The organism is Acinetobacter sp. YH01025 (genome assembly GCF_013420185.1).
In the GTDB taxonomy this organism is placed as follows: domain Bacteria; phylum Pseudomonadota; class Gammaproteobacteria; order Pseudomonadales; family Moraxellaceae; genus Acinetobacter; species Acinetobacter indicus.
Map to the genome: position 1 here is coordinate 459,548 of NZ_VOYR01000001.1, position 25,203 is coordinate 484,750.

At 33.0% G+C, this 25,203-nt stretch carries 12 protein-coding genes and 1 pseudogene; 6 read left to right on the top strand and 7 right to left on the bottom strand.

Going from position 1 to position 25,203, the window contains the following annotated elements:
* Positions 1-361 precede the first annotated feature (361 nt).
* The 3 genes from FTT89_RS02180 to FTT89_RS02190 are packed head-to-tail and all read left to right on the top strand — an operon-like array spanning position 362 to position 5,550.
* On the top strand, positions 362-1,246 hold the full coding sequence (locus FTT89_RS02180; RefSeq protein ID WP_180172645.1) for a DUF4007 family protein: 885 nt from the start codon (positions 362-364) through the stop codon (positions 1,244-1,246).
* A 1-nt stretch (position 1,247) separates the two neighbouring features.
* The gene (locus FTT89_RS02185) at positions 1,248-4,688 is read left to right on the top strand and encodes a hypothetical protein (RefSeq protein ID WP_180172646.1); all 3,441 of its coding nucleotides are present in this window, start codon (positions 1,248-1,250) and stop codon (positions 4,686-4,688) included.
* Complete coding sequence (locus tag FTT89_RS02190; RefSeq protein WP_180172647.1) at positions 4,681-5,550, top strand: phosphoadenosine phosphosulfate reductase family protein; 870 nt, start codon at positions 4,681-4,683, stop codon at positions 5,548-5,550. Before FTT89_RS02185 ends, FTT89_RS02190 begins: the two co-directional genes overlap by 8 nt.
* Positions 5,551-5,606: 56 nt before the next feature.
* On the opposite strand, the gene FTT89_RS02195 is transcribed toward FTT89_RS02190, so the two are convergent.
* From FTT89_RS02195 to FTT89_RS02225, 7 genes are all read right to left on the bottom strand, one after another.
* Positions 5,607-10,064: a hypothetical protein gene (locus FTT89_RS02195; RefSeq protein ID WP_180172648.1), complete on the bottom strand. Its 4,458-nt coding sequence runs from the start codon at positions 10,062-10,064 to the stop codon at positions 5,607-5,609.
* A 2-nt stretch (positions 10,065-10,066) separates the two neighbouring features.
* Entirely contained in the window at positions 10,067-10,939 is an 873-nt protein-coding gene (locus FTT89_RS02200; RefSeq protein WP_180172649.1) for a hypothetical protein, read from the bottom strand.
* Complete coding sequence (locus tag FTT89_RS02205) at positions 10,936-16,221, bottom strand: ATP-binding protein (protein ID WP_180172650.1); 5,286 nt, start codon at positions 16,219-16,221, stop codon at positions 10,936-10,938. The genes FTT89_RS02200 and FTT89_RS02205 overlap by 4 nt, the downstream gene beginning before the upstream one ends.
* 14 nt (positions 16,222-16,235) lie before the next feature.
* A complete protein-coding gene (locus FTT89_RS02210; protein WP_180172651.1) occupies positions 16,236-17,813 on the bottom strand; it encodes a hypothetical protein in 1,578 nt (525 codons plus the stop codon).
* Between the two features lie 3 nt (positions 17,814-17,816).
* Complete coding sequence (locus FTT89_RS02215; RefSeq protein ID WP_180172652.1) at positions 17,817-19,523, bottom strand: hypothetical protein; 1,707 nt, start codon at positions 19,521-19,523, stop codon at positions 17,817-17,819.
* Between the two features lie 31 nt (positions 19,524-19,554).
* Entirely contained in the window at positions 19,555-20,664 is a 1,110-nt protein-coding gene (locus FTT89_RS02220) for a cysteine desulfurase family protein (RefSeq protein WP_180172653.1), read from the bottom strand.
* Positions 20,665-21,004: 340 nt separating this feature from the next.
* Positions 21,005-22,080, bottom strand: a protein-coding gene (locus tag FTT89_RS02225; RefSeq protein ID WP_180172654.1) for an IS3 family transposase whose coding sequence is annotated in 2 segments (ribosomal slippage) — positions 21,005-21,828 and positions 21,828-22,080 — 1,077 coding nt in all. Because the reading frame shifts where the segments join, the coding sequence is not laid out codon by codon here.
* A 222-nt stretch (positions 22,081-22,302) separates the two neighbouring features.
* Between FTT89_RS02225 and FTT89_RS14500 the strand changes: the two genes are divergently transcribed.
* The 3 genes and pseudogenes from FTT89_RS14500 to FTT89_RS02240 all read left to right on the top strand — a co-directional run bounded on the left by FTT89_RS14500 (position 22,303) and on the right by FTT89_RS02240 (position 25,153).
* Complete coding sequence (locus FTT89_RS14500; protein WP_257229673.1) at positions 22,303-22,530, top strand: hypothetical protein; 228 nt, start codon at positions 22,303-22,305, stop codon at positions 22,528-22,530.
* A 730-nt stretch (positions 22,531-23,260) separates the two neighbouring features.
* Positions 23,261-23,398: pseudogene (locus FTT89_RS02235) on the top strand (IS1595 family transposase); the annotation flags it as partial.
* Between the two features lie 309 nt (positions 23,399-23,707).
* Positions 23,708-25,153 carry a hypothetical protein gene (locus FTT89_RS02240; protein WP_131261649.1) on the top strand — a complete coding sequence of 482 codons (1,446 nt, stop codon included), beginning with the start codon at positions 23,708-23,710 and terminating at the stop codon, positions 25,151-25,153.
* The last annotated feature ends 50 nt before the right edge of the window (positions 25,154-25,203 follow it).

Here is a 25,203-nt window from a genome sequence, read left to right on the forward strand (position 1 = left end):
GGTTCAGCGGACGCTTACTCATAAGGTGATAATGTCTCATTTTTAAAAAGTATACTAAGAAAAGTACATAACTCTAAATCATAGCCTTTTGGGCTTATTCACTTGAGGATTATATTGCTGACTAAACTTTTAGTGACAGCATTATGCTATGGATATAAGTGTTTGAAAAAATAAATTTTTAATTTTGGCGCAAGGTGTAAGATTTTGATTTATTTGACTTTTTATTTATAAAAGGTTGAATAATATAGCATAATTAGTATGTCATAGATTGACGCATAGTTTTGAATTCTTATTGATTAGATAGAACAAACTAGGTATAACACTGGAGAGATTTATCCAGTAAATTTTTTGAAAGAGTGTTATGAATTTTTCAGTTCGTTTTTCAGGTCATGAAACCTTTGCTTTAAGATATGGTTGGTTAAATAAGGCTTATAAGTATCTAAATTATAATGAAAAAAATGAAGAGAATCTAGTTGTTGACCTAGGTGTTGGTAAGAATATGGTCAACAGTATTAAATATTGGACTGAAATAACAGGATTAAAACCTCTTAATGATGGGGTACTAAAAGAAAGATATCTTTCAGATATAACGAAAATTGTTGAACAATTAGATCCCTATCTAGAAAAACCAGAATCAAATTGGTTATTACATTATTTTATTCAAAAAAACTATACTGAGCTAACATTCTCTCGATGGTATTTCAATTTCTCTAATTCACAATATTTTACTAAGGATCATTTAGTGAGTGAACTCACTGATTGGCTATTAGCTGAAAATCAGAAAATTTCTGCGCCTGCTACTCTTCAAAAAGATTTTGACTGTTTTATTTTATGTTATGCAAAAAAAATGAATAAAAATTTTAAAGGTGAGGAATCTTTTGTTTCTCCTTTAAATGAATTGAAACTTATTTATGAAATTTCAGGTAATGCGTATGCCTCTGATTTCACAGAACATAAAGATCTTAAGCCAGAGGTTTTTCTCTACTGTTTAGTGGACTTTTGGAAGATGTATTTTATGGATTCATCAACTATTAGTGTAGATAGCATTTTGACAATGCCAGGTAGCCCAGGTCGTTTATTTAGAATTAATAATTTTGGTATAGATGCTTACTTAAATCAGTGTGCGAATTTAGATAGCCGATTCTACTGGTCAGATAGTAAAGGTATCAGAAGCTTGGCTTGTGATGATATTAGAGCAGTCAACTTAGATAATTTGTTAGAAAACATTTATAGTGAGAAGAATTGAGATGAAAACATGTAATTTGAACCAGTATTACCAAGTTAATGTTAATCATCTACTTTCTACTCGATTAGATGCTGAAATTTCAAAAGAGTTTTTTGAAAAAATTGTATTTCATGGAACAGCGTACAATGCTTTATCAACGTTAGTGTCTTCAACAAGCTCAACATTTACAGTAACGGGTAGCTATGGAACTGGTAAATCCACTTTAGCTGCAATATTAACAGGATATGTTCACCCAGATAGGATGGTACGTAGTGCTGTCAAAAAACTCATTAATGATTCAGTATTGGAAAAAAAATTAGAAGGGGTTTTCTCTACAAAAGAGATAGATACTAAGCCTTGGCTTGTCATTAAGGCAGTGGCAGGCGTAGTAGAGCCTATTGAACTTCTGCGAAAATCTATTATAAATGCAGTAGAAGTAGCTGGGCTATTGACCTGTGTTAAGGGAGAGATAGATAAAGATATTAAAAATGAAGACCAGTTATTAAATTTTATCATCTCTATTTTTAATAATTTGAAAGGAAAAATATCTGGAACTTTGTTCATTTTAGATGAAATGGGTAAGTTGTTAGAAACTTTTGCGAGAAATTCAGGAAATTTACATTTCTTTCAAGATTTAGCTGAAAAGATAAAACAGTTATCTAAGCAAGAATGTCCATTCGTATTTATGGGTATTTTACATCAGTCTTTTGCTGATTATGCTAAAGGGTTAAATCATCAAATTGCTTTAGAGTGGGCAAAAATTCAGGGAAGATATATTGATATTTCATATCGTATTTCTCTGGATGAATCTATAGCTCTTATCTCAAAGACTATTAAAAGAACAGAACTAGTTTTGCCTGATGTTGTGGAAGAAAAAAATCAGGAATTAATCAATAAGGTTCAAGAGTTTATTGGTTCTAGGTTACTAGAGCATAGTCCTAAAGTTAAGGAATATTTTTATAATGCATTGCCATTACATCCTCTTACTTCAGTTTTACTAGGTGCAGTTGCTAAAAGTAGCTTTAGTCAAAATGAACGAAGTATATTTAGCTTTTTAATGTCTGCAGAGCCTTACAGTTTAAGAAAGTTCTTTGATGCAAATATTTCACTAGAGCAAAAATATTCCATAGTCGATCTATGGGATTATCTAAGTCATAACTTGCAGCATCAAATTTTAAGTTCGAAAGAAGGACATGATTGGGGTATTGTCGAGCAGTCTCTTACTTTAGTGAGTAAGAAACTAAATGAGGAGGATAAGACAATTGCACAAGCGCAATTATGTTTTAACCTCATTAAATCTATTGCAATGATGAATATATTTGGTAAGTCCTTAGGTGTATATCCTACAAGAGATTTATTAAAATATAGTTTTTATTGTAATGATAAGCAGGGAGAACTGATCGATAAATATTTAGATATATTAGAAGAATGGAAAATTATAAGATTTTTGAATACGACTAATTCTTATGTAGTTGTAAATTCTTCATCTATTAATATTCAGGATTTAGTTAATTCAAAACTTAAAAACTTGAGTGAGAATCAAAGTTATTTGGAGCTAACAAATTATAAAGAAAATATTGTATTAGCAAAAAGACATTATCAAGAAAAAGGAATTATGAGATGGATGGGGAAATTCTTAATCCATTCATTAACTAATTTGAACACTATAGAAAATAATGGTGTAAATAAAGCAGTTGCTAATTTTATTCTTTTAGCTAAAGAATCTCTATCTGAGAAAGAAATACAAGGGCTTTCTACAAAGTTTCCTAAATATATCTTAGCTAAAACATATAGTTATAAAGAAATAGATACTTGGGCTAGAGAGCTGTTTGTATTACAACAAATTAAGAAAGACCAAACTATGTTGATGTTTGATTCTGCATCAAATAAAGAGTTTGAAGTACGCTACAATCATGTTTATAAACAATTAGACAAGATATTTAATAAATCTTTTGATTCTGTTAATTGGTATTACTTAGGGAAAAAATACCAGAATAAACAGTTGTCTGTTATTGCATCAGATATAGCTGATGAAATGTTTAGTCAGTGCCCGAAAATTTTTAATGAACTTGTTGTAAGAAATGAAATCTCAAGTTCAGCTGCGTCTGGCCGTAAAAAGCTCCTTGAAAAAATGCTGGAAAATCCAGAATTAGAAAACCTAGGAATTGAAAAATTTCCGGCAGAAAAAGCAATTTACTTATCTTGCTTAAAACGTTTAGGTATGCATGAACTAAACACTGAAAAAAATAAGTGGGAATTTGTAATACCAAAAGCTGATAAAAATGAGAATCATAAATTGGTTAAGGAACTTCTTGAGACCGGCTTTGATACAATTAAAAATAATAAGCAGTTAATAAGTATTGAAGATCTATATAAGAAAGCTCGTTGGGCAAGTGAACCATTTGGATTACCTCAAGGTATCCTTCCAATATTTGCAATGGCCTTGTTACAAGCAAAAAAAGATCATCTAGCTTTTTATGATAAGGATGTTACTCAAGAGTATTGTTTTATTAGCGATATGGATGAAGAATTTATTAATAAGTTAATAAAACGTCCTCATGAGGTTGCTGTAAAATATGTAAAAACTTCTAGTGAAAAAGAAGATTTTTTATTAACTCTGTCAGGAAGTATCAAAGAAATTTATGGCAAAACAATAGAACCACAACCTTTACAAGTCGCGCGTTTTATCGTTTCATCTACGATGAAGCGATCAAAATGGATAAAAAATTCTCGTGACATAGAGTTTTTTAGTAGTTCGACTCAAAAGTTAAGAACAACCATTTTGAAAGCTGATGATCCATATAAACTCTTATTTGAAGATATGTATGACATTCTTCAAGCTGATACTTTAACTCCTATTCAGCTAAAAGCAGAAATTTCTAATTTATTCCTTGAATTGGATAATGCAAAGCCTGAGCTTTTAAATAGATTTGAAAACCTTTTAAAAGCAGAGCTCGGTGAGTTTGACACCCAGTTATTAGCTCAAGCAGAAGTGATTAGTAAATCTGCTGCAGATTGGAAGCTTCAAAAATTTGCATTCCATTTAACTAAAAGCCAGGAAAGCTCTAAGCAATGGATTAGCAATTTAATTACACTACTATCGCAAATGCCAGAAAGGGATTGGTCAGACTCTACATTGAGAAGGGCATTTGAAGAATTACCAAGTTATGCACAGCGTTTTAAACAGCTTAGTTACTTTGTAAAAAATTCCCAGTGTAATGAAACTAACAGCCAAAAGCATTTAGCAATTATTGTTAATACACCTGATGGTTTTGAGGAATATAATCGTGATGTCCGTATAACCGATCAAACTAAGACTGAAGTTGAATCAGCTATGGAATTATTCAAAGTTCATTTAGAACAAATGAGTCTAAATAAGGATACTAAAGCAATGGTTTTATATGAATTGCTTAAGCAGTATTTAAGTCCTGTTCAACTTGAAGGAAATGAAGAGCATGTCTGAAAAGAAAATTAAACATGTTTTAGGCCTTTCCGGAGGTAAAGATAGCGCAGCATTAGCTGTCTACATGCGTGATAATTATCCTGAGTTGGATATTGATTACTTTTTTACCGATACAGGTAAAGAATTACCTGAAGTTGAGGACTATCTAAATAAATTAGAATCTTATCTTGGTAAGCCAATCGAAAGATTAGGTTCAGATAAGGACTTTGATTATTGGCTTAATGAATATAATCACTTTTTACCATCAGGTCATCAGCGTTGGTGTACGGTTCAGATGAAGCTGGTTCCATTTGAGAACTGGGTAAAGCCTTATTTGGAAGAGGGATATGAAATCGTCAGTTATGTGGGAATTCGTGCAGATGAACCTTGGCGGGAGGGATATATACCGACTCAAAATTATTTATCAATCAGAATGCCTTTTGCTGAAGATGGGTTGGTGAAGGCGGATATCATAGAAATATTAGAAGGTACGGGCTTAGGTCTTCCAAAGTATTATGATTGGCGTTCACGTAGTGGTTGCACTTTTTGTTTTTATCAACGTAAAATTGAATGGGTACGTTTAAAAGAGCGTCATCCTGATAAATTTGAGGAGGCTAAAGCATATGAAAAGCATCTTCAAGATGAAAAGTCTACTAATGGTGAAACTTATTATTGGATGGGGAAAGATACACCTTTAAGTACTCTAGATAATCCAGAGCGTATAGCACAGATAGAAGCGGATCATGCTAAAAAGCTTGCACGTTTTAAAGACAGGAAACGTCGTAATAAGTTATATGATGATAAAGTGATTGAAATGCTTGATTTAGATGCTATCTATGATGATTTTGAGGGTGGTGGAGCATGTGTAACATGCTACAAATAAAGACTGTCTTTTAAAACTATGCAAGTACTGAGCAGATGCTCAGTACTTGCATATGATTATCTTTCGATTAGCGCTAATAATTTAGCTTTAAATTCTGGCTTCAAATTATTAATACGCTCCACAAGATCTTCTAAAGAAATCATATCTAAGGTATATGCAATTTCTTTTTGAAGTTCTAAAATTTGGTCTTCTTCTTCCTTAAACAAAGGTAAAATTTGTTGAGGAATATTTTTCAATTTTGTACGGATTGATAATAAGTCTGATTGATCGTTATTACTAGCTTTAAAAGATTTCTGTAAAGCACTAAACCAGGTTTCAAATAAAGCAGTATGACAATCACGATATTGTGATAGGACAGATGTCCTTAATGCTTCAACTTTAAGTAATTGATCGTTGTCAAAGATTGTTGGAAGTTTATCAAACTTATTGATCAAAGGCTTTAAAATAGAAAGGTTTTGATCTGCAATTGATAGCTCATTCTGAGTTTGTTGGATCCAAATTTCTGCATGATTACGAGCTTTTAAAACAAACTCATCACGGATTGGCTCGAATATCTCATCAATAAATTCCCATTCAGCCTCGATCTGTTGTTCACTTAAAAATGCATTTATTACATCGTTATCTTTCAGTATGATTTGATTTAATAAATCTAATAATGTCTCACTAGACAAGCCATCAGTGATCCAAAGTCTGATTCGTTCTAATGCAAAACTTAATTGTTTTTGAATTTTAAGAATCTCTTGGTATTCATCAGTTGATACAAAGAAAGCTAAAAGCTGTTCAGCATTTAAAATACGGTTTTTTAGATCATCTAAACTATTAAATTCTGCATAAAGATTTGAGAATTGTTGACTGTAATCCATAACGATGTGTCGTAATTCATTTTGTACAGCCTTAATACGGTTTTGTTTCTCAATTAAAGTTTGTGCCGAATCAAAGATCTTAGGCTTACTCTCCATATCTTTTAAAAGACGATCACCTTCATGGATTAAAATTTGAAGATCTTTTTTCTTCAGAGTTTTATTAGGTGATGTATTGATATAGCTTTCAATATCTTGTAGTAGATACTTAAAGCGTTCGCGCTCTTCAACTCTCTGGATAAGAGCATTAGTCTTATCTTGAATCTTATTTGCTTCATTGTGCATTAATAAAGCATTGAATGATCTTTGATGTTGTTCAGATCGTTCCCGGAAGGATGTAATATCCTGATAAGAAATCAATACTAAATCATCGAAGAAACGATTAAATCTTGAGGTCAAGATACTTTTCCCTTTTAAGGTCAACTCATTTAAAGGAATAGCTGATGGTAATTCAAGAAAACTTTTCTTCTGCTCAATATCCTTATTAAACCGTACCAGTTTGGGAAGAGCATTAAGTAATTTTGAGTAATCACGAATATCAGTGCTGTCACAGCCTTTGATGACTTGTATCAGTACATTATCAAAAGCCTCTTGTTGTCGTTTATGTTGTTCAAAAACTTCTTTTAATTGATTAGTAAGAAGATTGTATTGAGCCTCTAAATCATGTGGAATCGGATCTATTGTTTTTTTAGTTTCAACTTCTTGATAGAGCTTAATTAAGTTTTTTGGATTTTTTTCTAAACTCAAATTGTTGAATAAATGAACCCATTCATCACGGATACTCATAGTCATTTGTTGTAGCTGAGTATCAGCTAAAATATTGAGGTTAAGAATAGTCCCTGTTTTTCTGTTGGTTACGAGCTGTACCCATTCTGAGGTGTTTTTCAGTTCACCTTTATAAATGATTCGATATTGGGGGGTATCTTGTGATAAATAAAGCCCTAGCAGTAAGGCAAAAGAACAATCATTTAGACCATATCCAGGAAGAACAAACTTCTGATGTAAAGTCTTAAGATCTAGATTTGGATTGATCGTTAATGATGTAGTCAGAAAGTCAAATAAGGCCTTAACTTTGGGTTCTTGAGGAGTGATTAACTTGCCAGTCTGTAGGTTAATAGCACTCCAGGTTTTTTTAAAGAGAGTGTCAAATCGATTTTGTAATGGAGTCTTTTGTCCTTGTAACCATGCCACTGAAAACTGACGATTTACCATGATATTAAACAATGAAGTAATGTCGGCAGGTCCAGTTGCATGGTTCATTTGTAAACCATCAAACACAAAAGGAATTATAGAAGGGTAGCAATGCACAAATATGGTGGTTACTATATTTGTCAGACGTGTAGATGGTAATGTGGAGAGAGCTGGTGAGAAATATTCACGATTTTTTAATAAAGAAGAAGTAATATTCTTTAAAGAGGTAAGAATGTCATCTTTCTCATCTTGGATGAATCGCATAAATTGATGACGATCTTCATCCGACATACTTTCGATTGATTTTAGTCGTGTTAAAGTCTGACCTAACTTATCATCATGATCGTATAGATAAATGAAAAGGAAAGGTAACTTATTAATTTTATGCTTTGTTAAAGATGTACTTACTATTTCATGAATAGTATTTTTACATTCTTCTAAATCTTGATCACTTTGTACATATATATAGATTACACGACCTTTAGCATCTTTATAAGAATTACTGTTTTTCCATTCATCTATAAGAAGGTCGAGCGTCTGAGAACTGATTTGATGAGAAAGATAACTTCGTGCTTCAAATAACCAGTCTAAAGTAGAAACATTATTATTTTGTGCAAAGGCACATTCAATAGAATTCAAGCCAATTTCATTAGACTTGCTGATAAAAAGTTCACCAATATCTTGTGAGGTGAATTGTTGACTCGCTTTTCTCAACCAACTATTGAAGCTCGCTCTACTTGCTCCATCAGTTAATAGTTCGTATCGGCCTAAATCATTATTCCATTCGGCAGCACCTATTTCAGATAAGAATTTAATTTGGTTATTTAAATTTATCTCATCAAAGTTAGCTAGTTCTTGAAGTAATTCATTTGCCTGATATTGCGTTAATTGTCTTAATTTTAAATTTTGCAGAATAGCAATGGCTGTTAAGGTTTTTGCACTTTCAGGAGTTAAAGCACTATGAAATTTTTGCAACAGTGCTTGTAAAGTTTCAATGACATTGGAACCAGTATCACGTTCTGCAGCCAGCATTTCATCTAACAGATAATCTTGTACTAAATCTGCTGCAGAAATTTGTAATAAATGAGAAGTATTAAAGACATCAAGTTCAGCATTCTTTTGTAATAGGTCTTTAATAAATGTAAGAGCTGAACGTGATTGAACAGTATTTTCTTGGCGTGTTAATAACCAAGTTGCAAATGGATGTAGTGGCCAACAGCCCTTTGCAATGATTTGATTAAATAATTTTTCATTACTCCAAACTGGGTATAATTTTGATTTAGGAATATATTGAGACAGTCGTAGCCAAGTTTGATGAAAAATATCATCTGAGGAGTATTTAGAGAGCAGTGTAGAGAGTTCACTTTCATCTTTTTGAATGATATTTGCGAAAATAGTTTCTAAGTTAGAAGATAAATGTACTTTATTTGCAGTGTCAAAACGTGTGATATAACGTTGTAATTGTCGTGCATTTTTAGCATTAAAACGTTTTAAATACGTTTTTAATTCATATTGTATGAAACCTAGAAATCTAATTTTATCCGAATTATCTTGTATACCTTGGAAAATTTGTTGCAGTGTTGAATCACCAGCTAAGTCTGGTCGATCTGCTGCGTATTCTAGATAACGGCCAAACTCATCGAATAGAATGATAATATTCTCAAATGGTTTATTTTCCCCACAATATTCATTACAAAGTGTCTGTAATAAATCTTGAGCAGATTCTTGACCATCTACTGGTATTACACTTCCTGTTGAATCTAAGAAAATTTGATCGACTGCAGAATATATTTCTTCATCATGATCTGATAGAGATTTGAGTATCACTGCTTGGTCATATTGACCCAACAGATTCTTAAATTTATCAAGCTGAAGATGATAGTTTTTTTCGACGAACTTTTGAGCAATTGTAAAACGTGGTGATAAATCTCTAATAGCTTGATCATTTACCTTATGAATTTCAAGCTGTCTCAAAACTACTCTATTTAATTCATTGCCTAGATGGAAATTTCCCATTCCATCGAGTGCAATGACTAAACTAGGTTTGGTTAAATTAGCAATACTTTGCTGTGCACGTAAACCTAATTGTGCATCCACACGAGCTAAATTTTCTAAAATGAAAGAAGCTAAAGGGGTTTTAGGTTTTGATAGTAAGGTTGCAATAGTGACAGCTAGATGAGATTTACCTGCACCATACCCAGCGGTTGCTAGCCAGTATGGATTATCTTCACGACCTTGTTGGGCTTTAGCTAAACTTTCAATGAGTTCAACAACAATGGAAGCAGTGTCTTTTAGTGTATGTTGCTCTTGATCATTCAAAGCGCCATGGTACTGTGGTCCATGGAAAATAAAGGTACTTGCAGCAATATTTGCTTGATCAACTCGGTTCTGAAACCATCCAAGTTGTACTGCACCCTCAAAAAATCCTTGTTGATTAAATTTGACTAAATTCTGTAATTTCATGATCAAACTAGCTCACTAAAAAAATCTTGCAGTACAGTTTCTGTATTGGTTAAACGAAGTAATAAAGCACTTCCTGTTAATCGATCAACTTGAATGAATCCTTTTTCAGCCATCCATTCAAGTAAGCGATAAAAATGTTTATTGGACCAGTTCATCACTAAATTCCAACGAGTTATAGTAAGGAATTCATCAAAACTAATTTGAGATTGCGCTGTGAATAAACGATCCCATTCTAAAAACAAGAATGCGCTGTAAACTGGAAAAAATTTGTATTCTAAGGAAGCCGTAAGTCTGATTGCTCCATACTGGTTTTCAAATTTATTAACATCTAAGACTTCTATTTTATTAAAAGGGGCATCGAAATTACTTTGGTCGTAGCTAGCTACAATGAGGTTGAGTAAACTCCGTAGATAACTTTTTTTACCTCGTTTATTTACAATAAATTGTTCGAGTTGATCAATTTTAAATTTGTCGGAAAGTGCATATTTACTTGCGATAAATACATCATACCAAGCAGAATTTATACCTTCTTGGGATTCCGTCGATTCAACTCTAGTCATCATAAGGTGCATCATGAAGAGGGTGATGCCTTCATTCAGAATTCTATCCTCTTGAAGTATGATGTTTCCTAAAAGGGACAATTTAAGTTTCCATTGACCTTCTAGTTTTTGGGCATCAATTAAACCGCAGCTATAACCGTATGCAATAATGGGTTCAACTTTTCCACTCTTGGCGCCTGTAGGAATACCTGTCAGATCAGAAATATCCTGTGTTGAGCCCATCAATTCTTTAGTTTTAGAAATTTCATTCAGTAATTTTACTAACAATGAAATTTCTAATTTAAAAGTTTCAGGGAAGTTATATCCTAAATTCATGCTTTGAAATCTCGAGCTTCAAAAGAGGTAATATCAAGAAGGAGGGCTGTTTCTCGTAACTTGCCAAAACCATCATCAACATATCCAATATAGAAGCACTGTCCTTTCTGTAATTTATTAAGTTGTTCACGCCATTCTATAGCAGTAAATTGAGGCTGAACTTGATTGAGAAGTTTCGCGAAACTATCAATTTCAGTTGTAGCAGGTTTAAAAAATAGCTTAGTAGATGCTTGGAACAAACGATCTTTTTGCTCTTTATTAAAGTTACTAATCGTTTGTGTTGCAAGAATTAAACTGATTCCAAATTTACGTCCTTCACGTAGCATTTTATCGATAGGAGAGTCTGGTGAATGGTCTAGGTTTTGCATTTCATCAAGGACAATAGTAATCGGTTTATTTTTATGTCCATGTTTTTGTACGTAAGCCCAGATATCCCATAAGATAAATTCTGTTAAAATTCTCTGTAAGCTTAAAGGAATTTTAGTTAATTGGATTACTTGAACAGGGGACTCGTTACGGATATTTTCCTCGTATAGATTGTTTGATGCTTGAGTATCAAAACAATTAATTTTTACCAAGCTCCGAATCTTATTTGCTATTCCTATGCCTCTAGCACTATCTGCCTCAAGATCTTCTAAGAAATTCTCTAAAGAATATTGAGGATTATTTTGTAATCCCTGATCTAAAACAGTTTCTATGACACCAGCTTGTTGACTACCAAAATCGCTATAAACTGAAAGTAAAATATTTTTTACTCGTAAGGCAATATCGAAGGAAGTATCTTCAAGTTCAAGTCCAGGTTCTAATTCTGAAGTAAAAGCTTTAAATGGATTAATTGGAAGAGGTTTGGCTCGTACAAAATAATCTTTAGGCTTACAAATGTCGCGATATATAGTTTCTGTGTGCTGAGTTAGAAAACCATCTGTATAATCAATAATAAACGAAGATAGCCCGACACTTGCTAGTTCAGATAGAATACATTGAATTGCGTAAGTTTTACCTGAACCTGAAGAGCCAAAAATCAACATATGTCGGTTATTTAGTTGAGAATGATTAAATGGCCACACTACAGGGTTTTTTAATTTTCCTGTTGTGCCAAACACAATCTTAGTTTTTAAGGTTTTAGCATCATCATTGCAGGTATCGTTGTGGGTAATCTCGTTACTATCGTCACTTATGTCAAGCTCACTACTACTGTCATTTTGAGCGAATACATTTTGATCTGAAGTACTCTCATTTACTACTACGCTTACATTTCCACTTCCATTTGTCCCATTAGTACTGACGTCAACATACCCAGTATTAGTGTTCTGTACACTAGTATCTTCATTATTGTTTGTAGCATTGTCAGTGTTTTGGTCAATAGAATTGTTAGCGCTTATAGTAGGAGATATTAGAGATTTATTTGCTTCCTCTTCAGTTGTTAGTTCTACATCTAATCCAGATAATAAAACTTCTTCAAAACTTAATGCTGAATATTGATGCACGAGGTATTTCTTTTCTGTGCCATGAAGTAGAGCATTGCTGAAATAAAATTCTGTAGTTTCAACACTATGATGACGAGTTCCAGTATTACAAATAATAATTTCAGAAGACCAATGGATATCAAATTCACCATCCGCAAGTTTTTCTAAAGCGATATTAAGGTTATTTAGTGATATTTTAGAGCGATCTAATTGTGAACGTAAGATAATGGCTCGGTAGAGTTGTCCCCACCAATAGCGTGAATCATAAGCATTGGCTTCTGACTCTTTTATTGGTGTAAAGAGGGACTTAAGGTGTAATAAGCCAGCCTCGATCTGAGCTTCAGCTTTGTTTAATAAGTCTTCAACTCCAGCTCCTACTTTTGCTTCAATAACTTTTGCATACAGAATAGGATGATTATCTTCACTTATCTTAAGTGAGACCTTCAATAGGTCTGGGCGGTATTCCTCTCCTTTAAACCAGTGAGGAAACGCATCTAATGGAATCCATTGCTCGATGATGGAATCCGTCATCAGAGGAATTGCTTGCATTGCTAATGCATAACCATATAAGTTACGGATAATTTCAGAATCACCTAAAATGGCTTTTACTGAAGCAATACCTGAAAGACCTTCATTTAATATATTAATTTTATCAACTAAATATGGAATATTAGCGCTATTTAAAAAAGGCATATTCGCTGAGAGATGGCGTTTAATCTGACCTCTTAGGATGTCATATGCTTGTTTTTCCGCTGATACAGTAACGTTGAGTTCTCCATAGGCACCATAACCGGAACTAAAACTGATCACTTTATGTGAGTTACTCGCGTCTTTTAGTTTTAATAGATGGTGATCAAAAAATGGATCAATATTTACTGTCCATTGAGACATTTTGTGCAATATCTTTATTAACTCTTGTGCTTTTTCATCATATCGGGTTTCAGAAAGTACGAAATATTGTTGTGACTGATTCCGGTCTGCGACTTCTAAACGTGCAGTTAAATCGGTATGTTTTGATTGTATTTGAATACGACGATTACTTAACAAAAGTTGGCGGATATGCTCAGATTGAGAATAAATAGGTTTTGGATAATAGATAATAGGATAAATATTGAGGCGATTTGCAGATGCATTAAATTCAAAAATAGGTGCAGACTCAGTACGACCCACTGTTTGAGAGCTTAATAGATTAAAGTTGAAAGCTAAATCGTAACTGCTCCATGGGTACAAGTGTTTGCTTATTTCATGTGCGAGGTCACTATTAATTTTATCTTTACTAGAAACAAAGTGGCTAATTTTAAGATCGATCTTTATATCTTTTTTTGTAAATAAATCGATTATATATACCTGCCATGCTTTAAGAGCGTTGACAGCATTTAGACGTGATAAACCAACAGTGTAAATTGTGATTTGAAGAGAATAGTGGTTATCAGCGTTAGGGTCTTTAAGAATAGTATTACTTAAATATTGCTGTAAGCCTGATAATAAAGATGGCAAATGCGAAACATTAATTGCAAGAAGTCTCAAACCATTACGAACGTGGCTATTGACTAGTCCATAATCATTGAGAATGTTATTGATAATATCTTGTTCAGGGACTTTCTTTATGATCTCCTTAACATCTTCATCCTCATCAATATCATCCTCCCTTAATAATGCTTGTATTGATAAATTAAGTTCACCTTCAGGCTCCTTACCTAAGAAGTGTAACCATGAAAATGATTTAATCTGCGTACTGATGCCTTGCTTTTGTTTTAAAGCAAGAATTGGAGCTTGTATTTCTGATAGCCTGAATATCTGATCCAATGTAGAAAATTTGGGTAGTTCTTCACATTTGTAATTTTGTTCTATAGCTTCTGCTACGAATTTACTTTGAGCCTGTATAAGTTCAAAAACACTAGGATGAAAACCTGTGAGAAGCACTTGGTCGATTTGTTTTGAATCAAATCTATCGCGATTTTCTACTATAAAAAATGCATAGTAGAGACGTTCAATAACTTCAGCCGCATCATATGGATTGATGTTTTTAACTTCTTCACAAAGTTCGGTATAAGTTGAAATTAATTGATGTGATGTTGATTGAGCGAAGTAGCGACCATGATTTAAATATGTATGAATGAACTTAATATATTCATCTTTTATTTTATAACATAAGTCTAAAACTTTAGGGTGTGATGTTAGAGGAAATTTCTCAAACGCATCATAACTTACTAAATCACTAAGGCCTAAACTTAACAGGCGACAGGCTTCTTTTTCATCTGTGGCATAATAAATGGCTTTAAATGCTTGAGAGGGAATAGCAAAAACAGGTAAAATAAATTCACTAGATGTTAGTTTTTCCAAAATTTTCTTGGCTAATACCACATGCACACGCTCGATCTGGTATTCAGAAAATGCCCATTTAAATACGTAATTATGAGTGTTCTCATTATTAATAAATTCTACTTTAAATAGTACAACGGGATTGGTTGTTTTAAATGAGCATTCAAATGTGCTACGACCATCTTGATATAATGGCAAGAAATTAATTTGCACAGAATTTAAGCCAATGTTTAGTGTATTTATTTGCTCTTCTATGCCAGCTAATGCGCTATGTAATATTTTTTGTGCTAAAGCTGTTTTGGATAAATCTTGTGATTCACTATCTTCATCTGATAGATCATGTTGAAAATGCTCAACAGAAATTTTTATTTCTTCAATATCATAAATATTAAAGTCATATTGATATTCACGAAGAGAAGTGAGCAATCCTTTATGTAGGGCTTCTAAACTTTGTCCGCGATATAGTGGAATATTAGATTTAGATTTTTTTTGTTTTTCATCTTTTAAGCCTAAAGCTTTTAATAGTGGAAGAAGATCGGTTTCTCTTAATATTTTTTTAGCACGAGGATCGGCATTAAAAATAAATTGATTAACATTCTCAAGGTATATATTCAAATCTGAATAAGTATTGTCATAGATATCTTTGAGTTGAAAATCAAGACTAGCTAAATTTTTTGCAATTTTTTGAGAATCATTCTTTTTACGTAATTTTGATTTATAACGTGCATGACTGATAAATTCATGTGCATTTTTTAAATAGGCTAATCCTTGCTTACTTTCAAAAACTTTAATGTCATTTTCTATATTCAGGTAAGGGATACCTAATTTAGGTAATACTCTAAAAAAATTGATAAGTATTTCATTATAAGTATTTTTCGTATCTATTTCAGAAAAGCAGTCAATTAATAATTGACTACGTTGGTTTAAAGTAAGGGGTATTAAATTATTAACTTGTTTTAACAGTTCATTAAATTGGTTAAGTTGAGCATTGGATACCATGATACCAAATTGCTCAAATGCAGATGAAAGCCATATATGGTGACTATTGTTTAGAGATAGCCAAACTTTTTCATCATCACAAATGAAGAAATCTGATAATCCACCTTTATCAGTGGTGTGATCTAATCCTGCAAGTAAGATTAAAAGTTTGGCAGAATTTTCATCTTTTAATGTGCGATTACGATACCAAGTTAATTGATCCTCATAGTCTATCCAACTATTTTGTTTTAACTTTTCAACAGCCCGTTTATCTACATCATTTAATGTTTGTTTTTCCCAGTAAAGTGTTAGTCCTTTAGCAACTTTTAAATAGCTTTTAAATGTTGAATCTTGAGATAAGTTCTCTTTAATATGAGAGAAAATTGATAATACTTGATTCGGCATTAAACTTTGGATAACTATACGCAATTCATTGGTTTTATCGAAGTTATCTTGAATCGTATTGTATAAATAATCTTGGTAAGTGTTTAGAAAAAAGTCATTAACAGCAATCATGATAGTTCCCAAATTTATGGATTTTTTACAATAGAAATTGAGTCTGATAATTCGATCAAAAGACCAGACTGTCTTAAGCTTTCTTCAAACCAAGTAAGTTTAATATCGGTAGTTGGTTCACTAACTTTCTCATATTGCCAACATATAGCTTCTTGGAGCTGGTCCGCGTAAAAAGAGATTGAATAATGCGCCTGAATACGAGCTAAAAATTCATTTATTTGAATACGTTGTCCGGCAGGAATTAAAGTATAGACAAACAATCGAGTAAGATTAGCATTAAGTACAAAGCGTTGATGTCCGCCATTATTAGGAATAACTAAGCCAATTGTTTTAGCCATTTTTTTGAACACATTCAAACTATGGGCATCAATTTGCACATAATCACGCTCAGTTAGTTGATTCTTTTTACCTTCAGCACGTAATACCCGGTAAATGATTTCCTCATTTTTTTGATAGGAACTTTCAGCATGTTTTCTGATAGGGTCTGAACTAGTTGCTGTTGGTGAACAAGCAATCCATGCATAATTACCATGAAAATTAGGCATTTTCGGTACAGTTGTATCAAGTTGACAGGATCTCGCCATGATTGAGCGTAATACCTGCATAATGCAAAGTATTTGTAAAAATTCGATTTTCTCTAATTTGCTAATATTTGAATTTAGTAGTGTAAATAGTTCATTTGCAAACAAAAATGCTTCAAACACATAACAAGTTGGAATTTTAGCTAAATGAGCAGGCCGTTGGGCATTATTAATATCATAATCTTTCAAAGTACGATCTATAAAATTAGCAACTTTTTCAATCGAATTTGTTTCACTTTTTAATAACTTAATGAACTGATTATCTAAATTCTGTTGCAGTTTGCTTAGGTCAAATTCAAGATGATCATATATAGGATTATTTGCAACAACATTTGCGATGACTTGTTGATGTTTTTCAATATCAGAAAATAAATGACCGAGTTGTAAAAAGAGTACCTCTCCACCTCGGGCCATAAAACGGTGATCAGACACATGAAAATTTACCTGGGAATCATCCCAAGTACTAAAGTTTTCAGTTGTATGGCGCCAAGTAACTTCACGTCCTAAAAGCATAGGACTAATCGGTAGAAAGTTATATGTACACCAAGTTCTATTTTTTGCTATACCGATAAAACCATAGAGTAAAGATTGTAATGTTTGAACTAAATTATTTTTTTCATCATCAGGGATGTAAGAGTCCATTTTGCTTTTTATAAGATCTAAAGCATTTAAGAACTCTTCATGATGTACAGGATGGCGAGTCTCTAACTTAGATTGGCTGAAAAAACTAAAAAATTTAAGACCTAACCGAGTTTTAGGGTGATAGTAAGTCGTATCAGAAGTTATAGAGAATGAGTTAGCGCCATAAAGTTCGCTATCTTTAGAAACAGATTTATCAGAATTAAAAACTAATAAAAATTCAGACAGATATTCATCAACAGTTTGATCTGAATAAAAGCGATTTCCAAATATAGTTAAAGCTATATTTTCACTAAGCAAAGTTTTTTTTGAACTTTCTTTGTTGGAGTCATTAATACTTGGGAAATAAATATTTGGCATTTTACTATTCATGAATTAGTCCTCTAAAGAAAGTGTTACTTCATTTTCAAAATTTTTTTCAAATTTAATGGTGGTCTCTTCTACTTCTCCATTAGCTAAAGTATGTAATAACATAATATTTTCTTCATTCTCTATTTCAGATTCTGAATACTCAATTAGCAATAATTTAAATCTCTCTAATTGGGTTTTATAAATTGGCGATATGGATTCGGTAATATCACCTTTTGTAATATTTTGAATATAATCGAGCAGAGGCAGGCTAAGTTCTAACTTAATATTAGACTTACCTTTTAAAGTTAAATATGGTTGCTGTTTATTCGTACAATAACGCACCTCGAAGTCTCTTTCCTGGAAACTACAAATTTTAATTTGTGCAATTTGGAAAAAAGAGTTATCTGATCTTTTTAAGGTGATATTCAGGTTTTTCTCTTCTGAAAAACCATTAAAGAATAAATTTAGAGCTTGTAAGCTCATTTTTTTTATATTTTTAGCATCAATTTTTGTAAAGTTTTCTGGGTCTAATCTCCATTCACTGAATTTTATAATAAAAGGAGAATTTAGAAATAGAGCTTTAGCATTAACATATGTTTCTGGATATAAGTCATACATAAAAGTTAAACGTCTTAAAGTAGTTTTGATACCATGTCTATAACTTTCTATATCTTCTTTAATACAAGCATCAGCTAATGTTTTAATGCTAGGCGAGGTATTAGAAAATGTTGAAGAATTAGTAATTAATTTTTCAAGTTCTAGACTGCGATATCCAGATAAATTTAATGAAGATAATAATGAAATTGCTGTTAATTTAGATGCTTTTTCCCATTTCTTATTTGCAATCATTCCAAAAAATAAATCACTAAAAATAAGAGGGGTATTGATATTGTCATCAAGTTGATATCCACCCGTAATTGCAGCAGAAAAATGTGCAAGCATCTGTCTTAGAGTAAGACGTTTTTCATAACTTAATAAATATAAATAAACTAGTCGAATGCTTTCAATTACTTTGTTTAAACTTGATTTTAATGCACAATAATTTAAGATAATCGGATGGTTTGGATAATTCTCTATTAATGAATTCCAGGACTTATGCTGAATAATTTTTTTAAAAATGTTTAAAGCAACTTCTATATTATCTAATTTTGCAATATTAATGATATAAAGATTTTTATTGCTGATATTTAAATTAATGTTTAGGTCTTCTAGGCTTTCTAGTTTGTCTGAAATACTGATATCTCTATCTAATATGTTATATATTTCTGACTCAATATTTTTAGTTGAATCAATAGAGTGTAGATATTCAGTAATAGATGTTAATAAAGGACCTGTGTTACTAACAATTAGCCAATTTCCTTTATTATTAAATGCTTGAGATAGCCATTCTTTTCGATCTGAGAGGCTTAGTTCACTCATATCTTTGAGTATATGTAGATCATAAGAAGACGTGTATTCATGCTGTTTAAAAGCATGATTAGCAAAATTGGTATCTAATCTTTTAATTAGGTCAAAAGCAATGGTGGATTTACCATCTCCAGCATGACCTGTAATAATAATGACATTATTCTCAGATGTTTTAATTAATTTTTCTATATGTGATACGATAGGAAATTCGGAATATATATCATTGAAATAACAATTATTAACTTGTGATTCAGCTAAAGCATTTGCACCTGCGGGAGTCAAATTGTGTAAAGTGTTTAAGTATGAGATGAAATCTTGAGCCATTATTGTTTAATTCCTAAATGAGTAAATTTCATTAATTTATAAATTTTTCCAAATTCATAATGAGCTGATCTATATCCTGTTTATTAGTATCTAATCCTAAACTGACTCGGATACTAGATAATCCCTCTTCATTTGATAATCCTATTGCTTGAAGTACATGTGATACTTCTATATTTAGAGAAGAACATGCCGAACCACTAGAGCAAAAAATATCTGAGTTTGCGATGAAAATGTGGCTTTGAAATTTAGGAATAGTGAAGTTAACTATATGGGGAATAGTCTGTGTGTCAGGAGTATTTAATTTTCCTCCAATCCCTAAAATTTTACTTTTAAGGTAATTTGCTACAGAGGCTATTTCTGAATAGGATTCCTCTAATTTATTTTCACTAGCTGCGATGCCAAAACCTAAAATAAGGGGTGTAGGTAAGGTACCACCTCTTAAAGAGTCTTCTTGTCCTGCTCCATGAATAATTGGCTGTAGCTTAGTTTCTCTTTTATCTCTGATGTATAAAGCGCCAATACCTTTTGGACCATAAATCTTGTGAGCTGAAATTGACAAAAAGTCGATATTTAACTCATCAACGTCAATTGGAATTTTTTTAAAAGATTGAGCCGCATCAACATGAAACTTAATATTTTTTTCAAAACATGCATCACCTATTTCTTGTATAGGTTGTATCGTGCCTAGTTCATTATTAACATGCATGATGCTAACTAATACAGTATCTTCCCTCATTGCTGATATAACATCTGTAGCATCAACAATCCCATTTTTTTGAGGCTGAATATAAGAAATACTATAACCATGTTCTTGTTCTAAGAACTTGCAAATAGAAAGAATACATTTGTGTTCAATACTACTAGTTATGATATGTTTCCCTTTTTCGAGATTAGCCAATACATAACCCTTAATCGCTAAATTATTTGATTCTGACGAACCACTAGTAAAGACTATTTCGCTTTTGTATGCCCCAATAGACTCAGCAATTTTTTCTCTGCTTATTTCTATTTTTTCTACAGCCAAACGTCCCATATAGTGAGAAGAGGAAGGGTTAGAATATTCTTCTTCAAAAGCACGGTATAATTCCGTTTGAACCGAAGGTAATAGAGGAGTTGAAGCAGCAAAGTCTAGATAAACCATCTTTATTTATTGTCCCCATAATTATTGTTGAATGATACTCCTTAGCATGTTTTATTTCAAAGGATATGAAGAAATGTTTAAATTATATTATTGATATATATATGCTTTAAAAAGGTATTGTTTTATTCTTTAGTTAAAAAATTCTTAATAAATAATGTATTATTCACTTTCTGCAAACTATAGAGCTAAGATAAGCAGTACTGAGGTTGTTTTTCTGTGAATTAAGATTTTTTGTTACTAAACCTTAATATTGATTAATAAGTGGTCAATAAAATCGTGTATCCAAGGGTAATACCCCCATTTTTAATTGAATTAATGGGTAGAAAATCTAAAGCCCTTGTTATTGTTTAAAAATAGGTGGACAACCATTTACTGACATATGAGGTCGTTCATGATTATAAAAGTACTGCCAGTCAGTTGTATAGTCCTGCACCTCGCTCAGATCTCGAAATAAATATTGATTTAGACACTCATAACGTACTGTACGATTAAATCGCTCAACATATGCATTTTGCTGTGGATTGCCTGGTTGAGTAAATACATGCTCAATACCATGCTGATCACACCACTTTTCGATCAGCTCACTTATATACTCTGGGCCATTGTCGGTTCTAATGCGTTTAGGTTTACCTCGCCATTCAATGAGCTGATCAAGTCCTCTCAGCACACGTTCTGCTGGCAACGAAAAGTCAATCAATATATCCAATGACTCGCGATTATAGTCATCAATCACGTTGTGAACTCGATAACTACGTCCATCACTGAGTTGATCATACATAAAGTCCATTGACCATGATTCATTCTTAGCTGTCGGTACTGCAAGGGTTTCAGGCTGTTCTCGTTTAATCCGCTTATTAGGCTTGATTCTTAAATTAAGCTCAAGCTCCTTATAAATGCGATAGACACGTTTATGATTCCACTGATAGTTTTTGATATTACGCAGATACAAAAAGCAGAGTTTGAAGCCCCAAGTCTTATGTTCATTGGTCAGTTTAATCAGCCAATCTGCGATTTGACTATTCTCCTGATCCAAACGAGCTTTATAGCGATAACACGTTTGACTGACTTTAAAAATTAAGCAGGCCATGCTGATTGAAATCTTAAATTGCTCAGTAGCTTGCTGAGCATGTGACTTTCGCTGAACAGGCCTTAAAACTTTTTTAAAAGTGCATCTTGCAAGATGTCTGACTTTAGCCGCTCATCAGCATACATGCGTTTTAAACGGGCATTTTCAGCCTCAAGTTCTTTAAGCCGAGTCATCATTGAAAGATCCATGCCGCCATATTTGGACTTCCACTTGTAGAATGTAGCAGAGCTCATACCATGTTCGCGGCACAAGTTCGGTATGGGTGTTCCTGCTTCAGCTTGCTTCAAGATACTCATGATCAAGCTGTCTGAATACTTAGATGTTTTCATAGAAAATCTCCTTAAATCAAGGTTATTCGATTTTCTACTTTTAAACTCAATTATTTTTAGGGAGGATTACCAGATGCTGAAGAAACAGTTCTAGATCCGACAAACTCGAATCCTCGTGGTGCTCATGGCGGTGAAACTGAAGAAGACCCATTAGATGAAATCATTAAAACGTTTAATGAACGTTGGTTTGGTGGTTGGGCTGCAACGCCTGAGGAGCAAAAAGTGAAATTTGTAAATATCTTAAAACAGATCAAGGAACATGCTGATTTTGAAAGCAAGTATCTGAATAATCCTGATCCGCATACCAAAGATTTGGCTTTTGACAAGATTATGAATGAAGTGATGTTACGTCAAAGAAAGATCGATATGGATATGTACAAGCATTATTCAAAAGATACTGCATTTAGAATGTCATGGAAATATAGTTTGCAACAGGGTGTAATGCGATAAAGGGTTGATATATGTGGAATTGGATACAAGAGGAGTTCTATACGTTACTGATAGTGCTAGAGCGCTATCCAAAGGTCTGGATACTTCCTTGTGTCTTTTTTATATTTTGTATCGCTGTTATCACATGGCTGAATGCTCAACTCGGTCATTATTTTGAGACACGAAGCGTGACGCAGATGATGCCTTATATAGATCAATTCATTGTTAATTTTTACGATAAAATTCGTGGGAAATTAGTGAATCGGTATTTGATATTAGGCTCTATTTTTCTGTTTTTTATAGGGTATTTAAAGTATAGAAAAAAATGTGTTTTTTGAGTTAGAGAAGCAACTAAAGATTACAGTAGTAATCTTTAGTTATTGAAATTTACTTGGTAAAAAATGGGTGCTAAAACTAAATATTGAGGAACCGCACTATTTTCACCGCATTTAGGACAGCCACTCCAATTACCTTCAAGATGTTCAAACTTATATTTTTTACATCTTAAGCGAATTCTCTTTTCCAAAATCATGTTGTCAATCGATTTCTGGGAGTACTTAAAGTGCGCATCTTTTTTGTGAGGACAAAAATCGCTCCAAAAATATTTCGTTCTGGTGGATTTCTAAATCCTGCTGAGTCATCAATTCTCCGCCAATATGCTTGTCTTGTCTCCTTCAAGGACATATAGGGATTGATATAGCTAGATGACTCACTCAACCTATATAAGAATAGTGAATCATTGGCTAGCGGGAGCTTTTGTAAAAGAAGGCTAGCAAAGTTCAACGGTATATCAAAAGAGTACTTTGATTATCATCTTAAAGAAACTGAATGGCGTTGGATGAGGGAGCCTAATGAGTTAGCAACAGAGTTGTGGAGCCTCATTAGGTAAAATTAAGTGTAAATCTGCTAGTCTAGAGCCAAAGCAATTTAGAGGAATAGCTACTCGATATGACAAGCTCAAAAGTGGAATATGCCTATTCGCGACTGGCGTTTAGCTATGAGCCGCTTTATTATTGAATTTGGTGACCGCCTAAGTGATCACCTTTAATTTATGAAAAGCAATTACACAAAATTATTTACAGGCTCGTATAATAAAGTACTAGCTTACATTTTAAGCAAAGTTGCAACACAATATTTGGGTTACTTTTTAACTAATTTCTAATTATTTCACATGATAAATCTGTTAAAGACTGCGACCATGCAGCAAAAAATCTGCATCTTTCTATTTTTTGCATTATCCATTGGCTACCTATGTTTGGAAGTGTTTTTTAACCTCCTCATCTTTGATCAAATGTCTACGATGACATCAAAGCTCGAAATTCAACAAATCGAGCAAATGGGCAAGACCTTCACTGGCATTGGACTCTGTTTAATCCTATTAAAATTCGCTTTGCCACTATTCACCAAACTATGGCAATTCGTTTTGGCATTTATTGCACTGGGCTTGGTTTGTATTGGGGTTTCGTTCTTTGTTCAGAATCAAGTCATTGATTGGATTGTTGATAGTTCCAGTGAAGAACAACAGGGCAAAGCGCTTTTGATCAGTCAAGCCAGTGGTACGATTGTTCCGTTCTATGATGACTATAGAGCAACGGAATATGCCGGGTTAAAGTGGTGGGAATTTAAGGTTCGTGCCAAAGCTAAATTAGAAGGGCATCACGTTATAATTAATCCAGAAATGGATGCTGATCATGTTGCTCGTAAAGAAAGTATTCTACGTGACCATTATTTTTCTGTTGCTTCTCAATGTGTGAAAACGCCGAATAGTTTTGGTGTGACCACGGCGCTTGATAAAGCATTCTTCCCATATATTCAATTATCGAAGCCATTTGCTGAAGATGGATACAAACAAGCGGTCATGAAATTTACTGAATGCTTGATCGAAGATCCAAAGCTATACAAACAGTATGTTTCTGATCCAATGAATCAAGAACTCATCACGATATTTGGTACTTATGAATCGTATTCGAACCAATACAAAAGTGCGATGAATGATGTACTTGCTGAAGAAAAGAAAGGGGGTCACCGTTTCATCATTCAAACTAAACGCCAAAAGATTCAAGAAAAATGGAATACAGAGATCCTAAACTTTGGACCAGGTGTTTATATTCCACCATTAATGACTCAAGACCAGTTCTTCAATAACGCAGCGGTTAAATCACACATCTTCAACACTACAAAACAGAATGTCGTTTTCAAGCCTAACCAGCCTGAAATGAAAGCTGAGTTCATTCAAAGTATGCCGAATAAATTGTTCAAAACATATGATGCATATCGCCATTTTATTCCTGAACTAGGGCAAGTTGAGCCAAAGGCTGAACGTATCTTCATGGGTCAAGAAATTGATGCCAAAAGAGCCTATAAAGCGATTGTGATGCCTATGGTGGCGCTATCATTCTCGATTTTCTTCCTGATCCTAAATATCTTGTCTTTGATCTCACTGATTTTCTTCAGTAACAGTCCAAAGTTGAGCCGTATTTTTATGATAGGAACAATCTGTTTGTTGCTTATTCTTCCAATGGTAAAGTCTGCACAAGTTGGTAGCACTGTAGGAAATGAAGCTAAAGGCTCATTTAGCCAATACGTGATTAAGACTATGTATTTCTATCAAAGCGCAATATTGAAAATATATTCGAACAAATAGAACTTCCTAGAGATCCACCTTCGGGTGGATTTTTTTTGGGTCACAAAAAA

Coding starts and splice junctions, on each gene's coding strand:
- FTT89_RS02180 (WP_180172645.1), top strand. CDS start 362: ATGAATTTTTCAGTTCGTTTTTCAGGTCATGAAACCTTTGCTTTAAGA.
- FTT89_RS02185 (WP_180172646.1), top strand. CDS start 1,248: ATGAAAACATGTAATTTGAACCAGTATTACCAAGTTAATGTTAATCAT.
- FTT89_RS02190 (WP_180172647.1), top strand. CDS start 4,681: ATGTCTGAAAAGAAAATTAAACATGTTTTAGGCCTTTCCGGAGGTAAA.
- FTT89_RS02195 (WP_180172648.1), bottom strand. CDS start 10,064: ATGAAATTACAGAATTTAGTCAAATTTAATCAACAAGGATTTTTTGAG.
- FTT89_RS02200 (WP_180172649.1), bottom strand. CDS start 10,939: ATGAATTTAGGATATAACTTCCCTGAAACTTTTAAATTAGAAATTTCA.
- FTT89_RS02205 (WP_180172650.1), bottom strand. CDS start 16,221: ATGATTGCTGTTAATGACTTTTTTCTAAACACTTACCAAGATTATTTA.
- FTT89_RS02210 (WP_180172651.1), bottom strand. CDS start 17,813: ATGAATAGTAAAATGCCAAATATTTATTTCCCAAGTATTAATGACTCC.
- FTT89_RS02215 (WP_180172652.1), bottom strand. CDS start 19,523: ATGGCTCAAGATTTCATCTCATACTTAAACACTTTACACAATTTGACT.
- FTT89_RS02220 (WP_180172653.1), bottom strand. CDS start 20,664: ATGGTTTATCTAGACTTTGCTGCTTCAACTCCTCTATTACCTTCGGTT.
- FTT89_RS02240 (WP_131261649.1), top strand. CDS start 23,708: ATGCAGCAAAAAATCTGCATCTTTCTATTTTTTGCATTATCCATTGGC.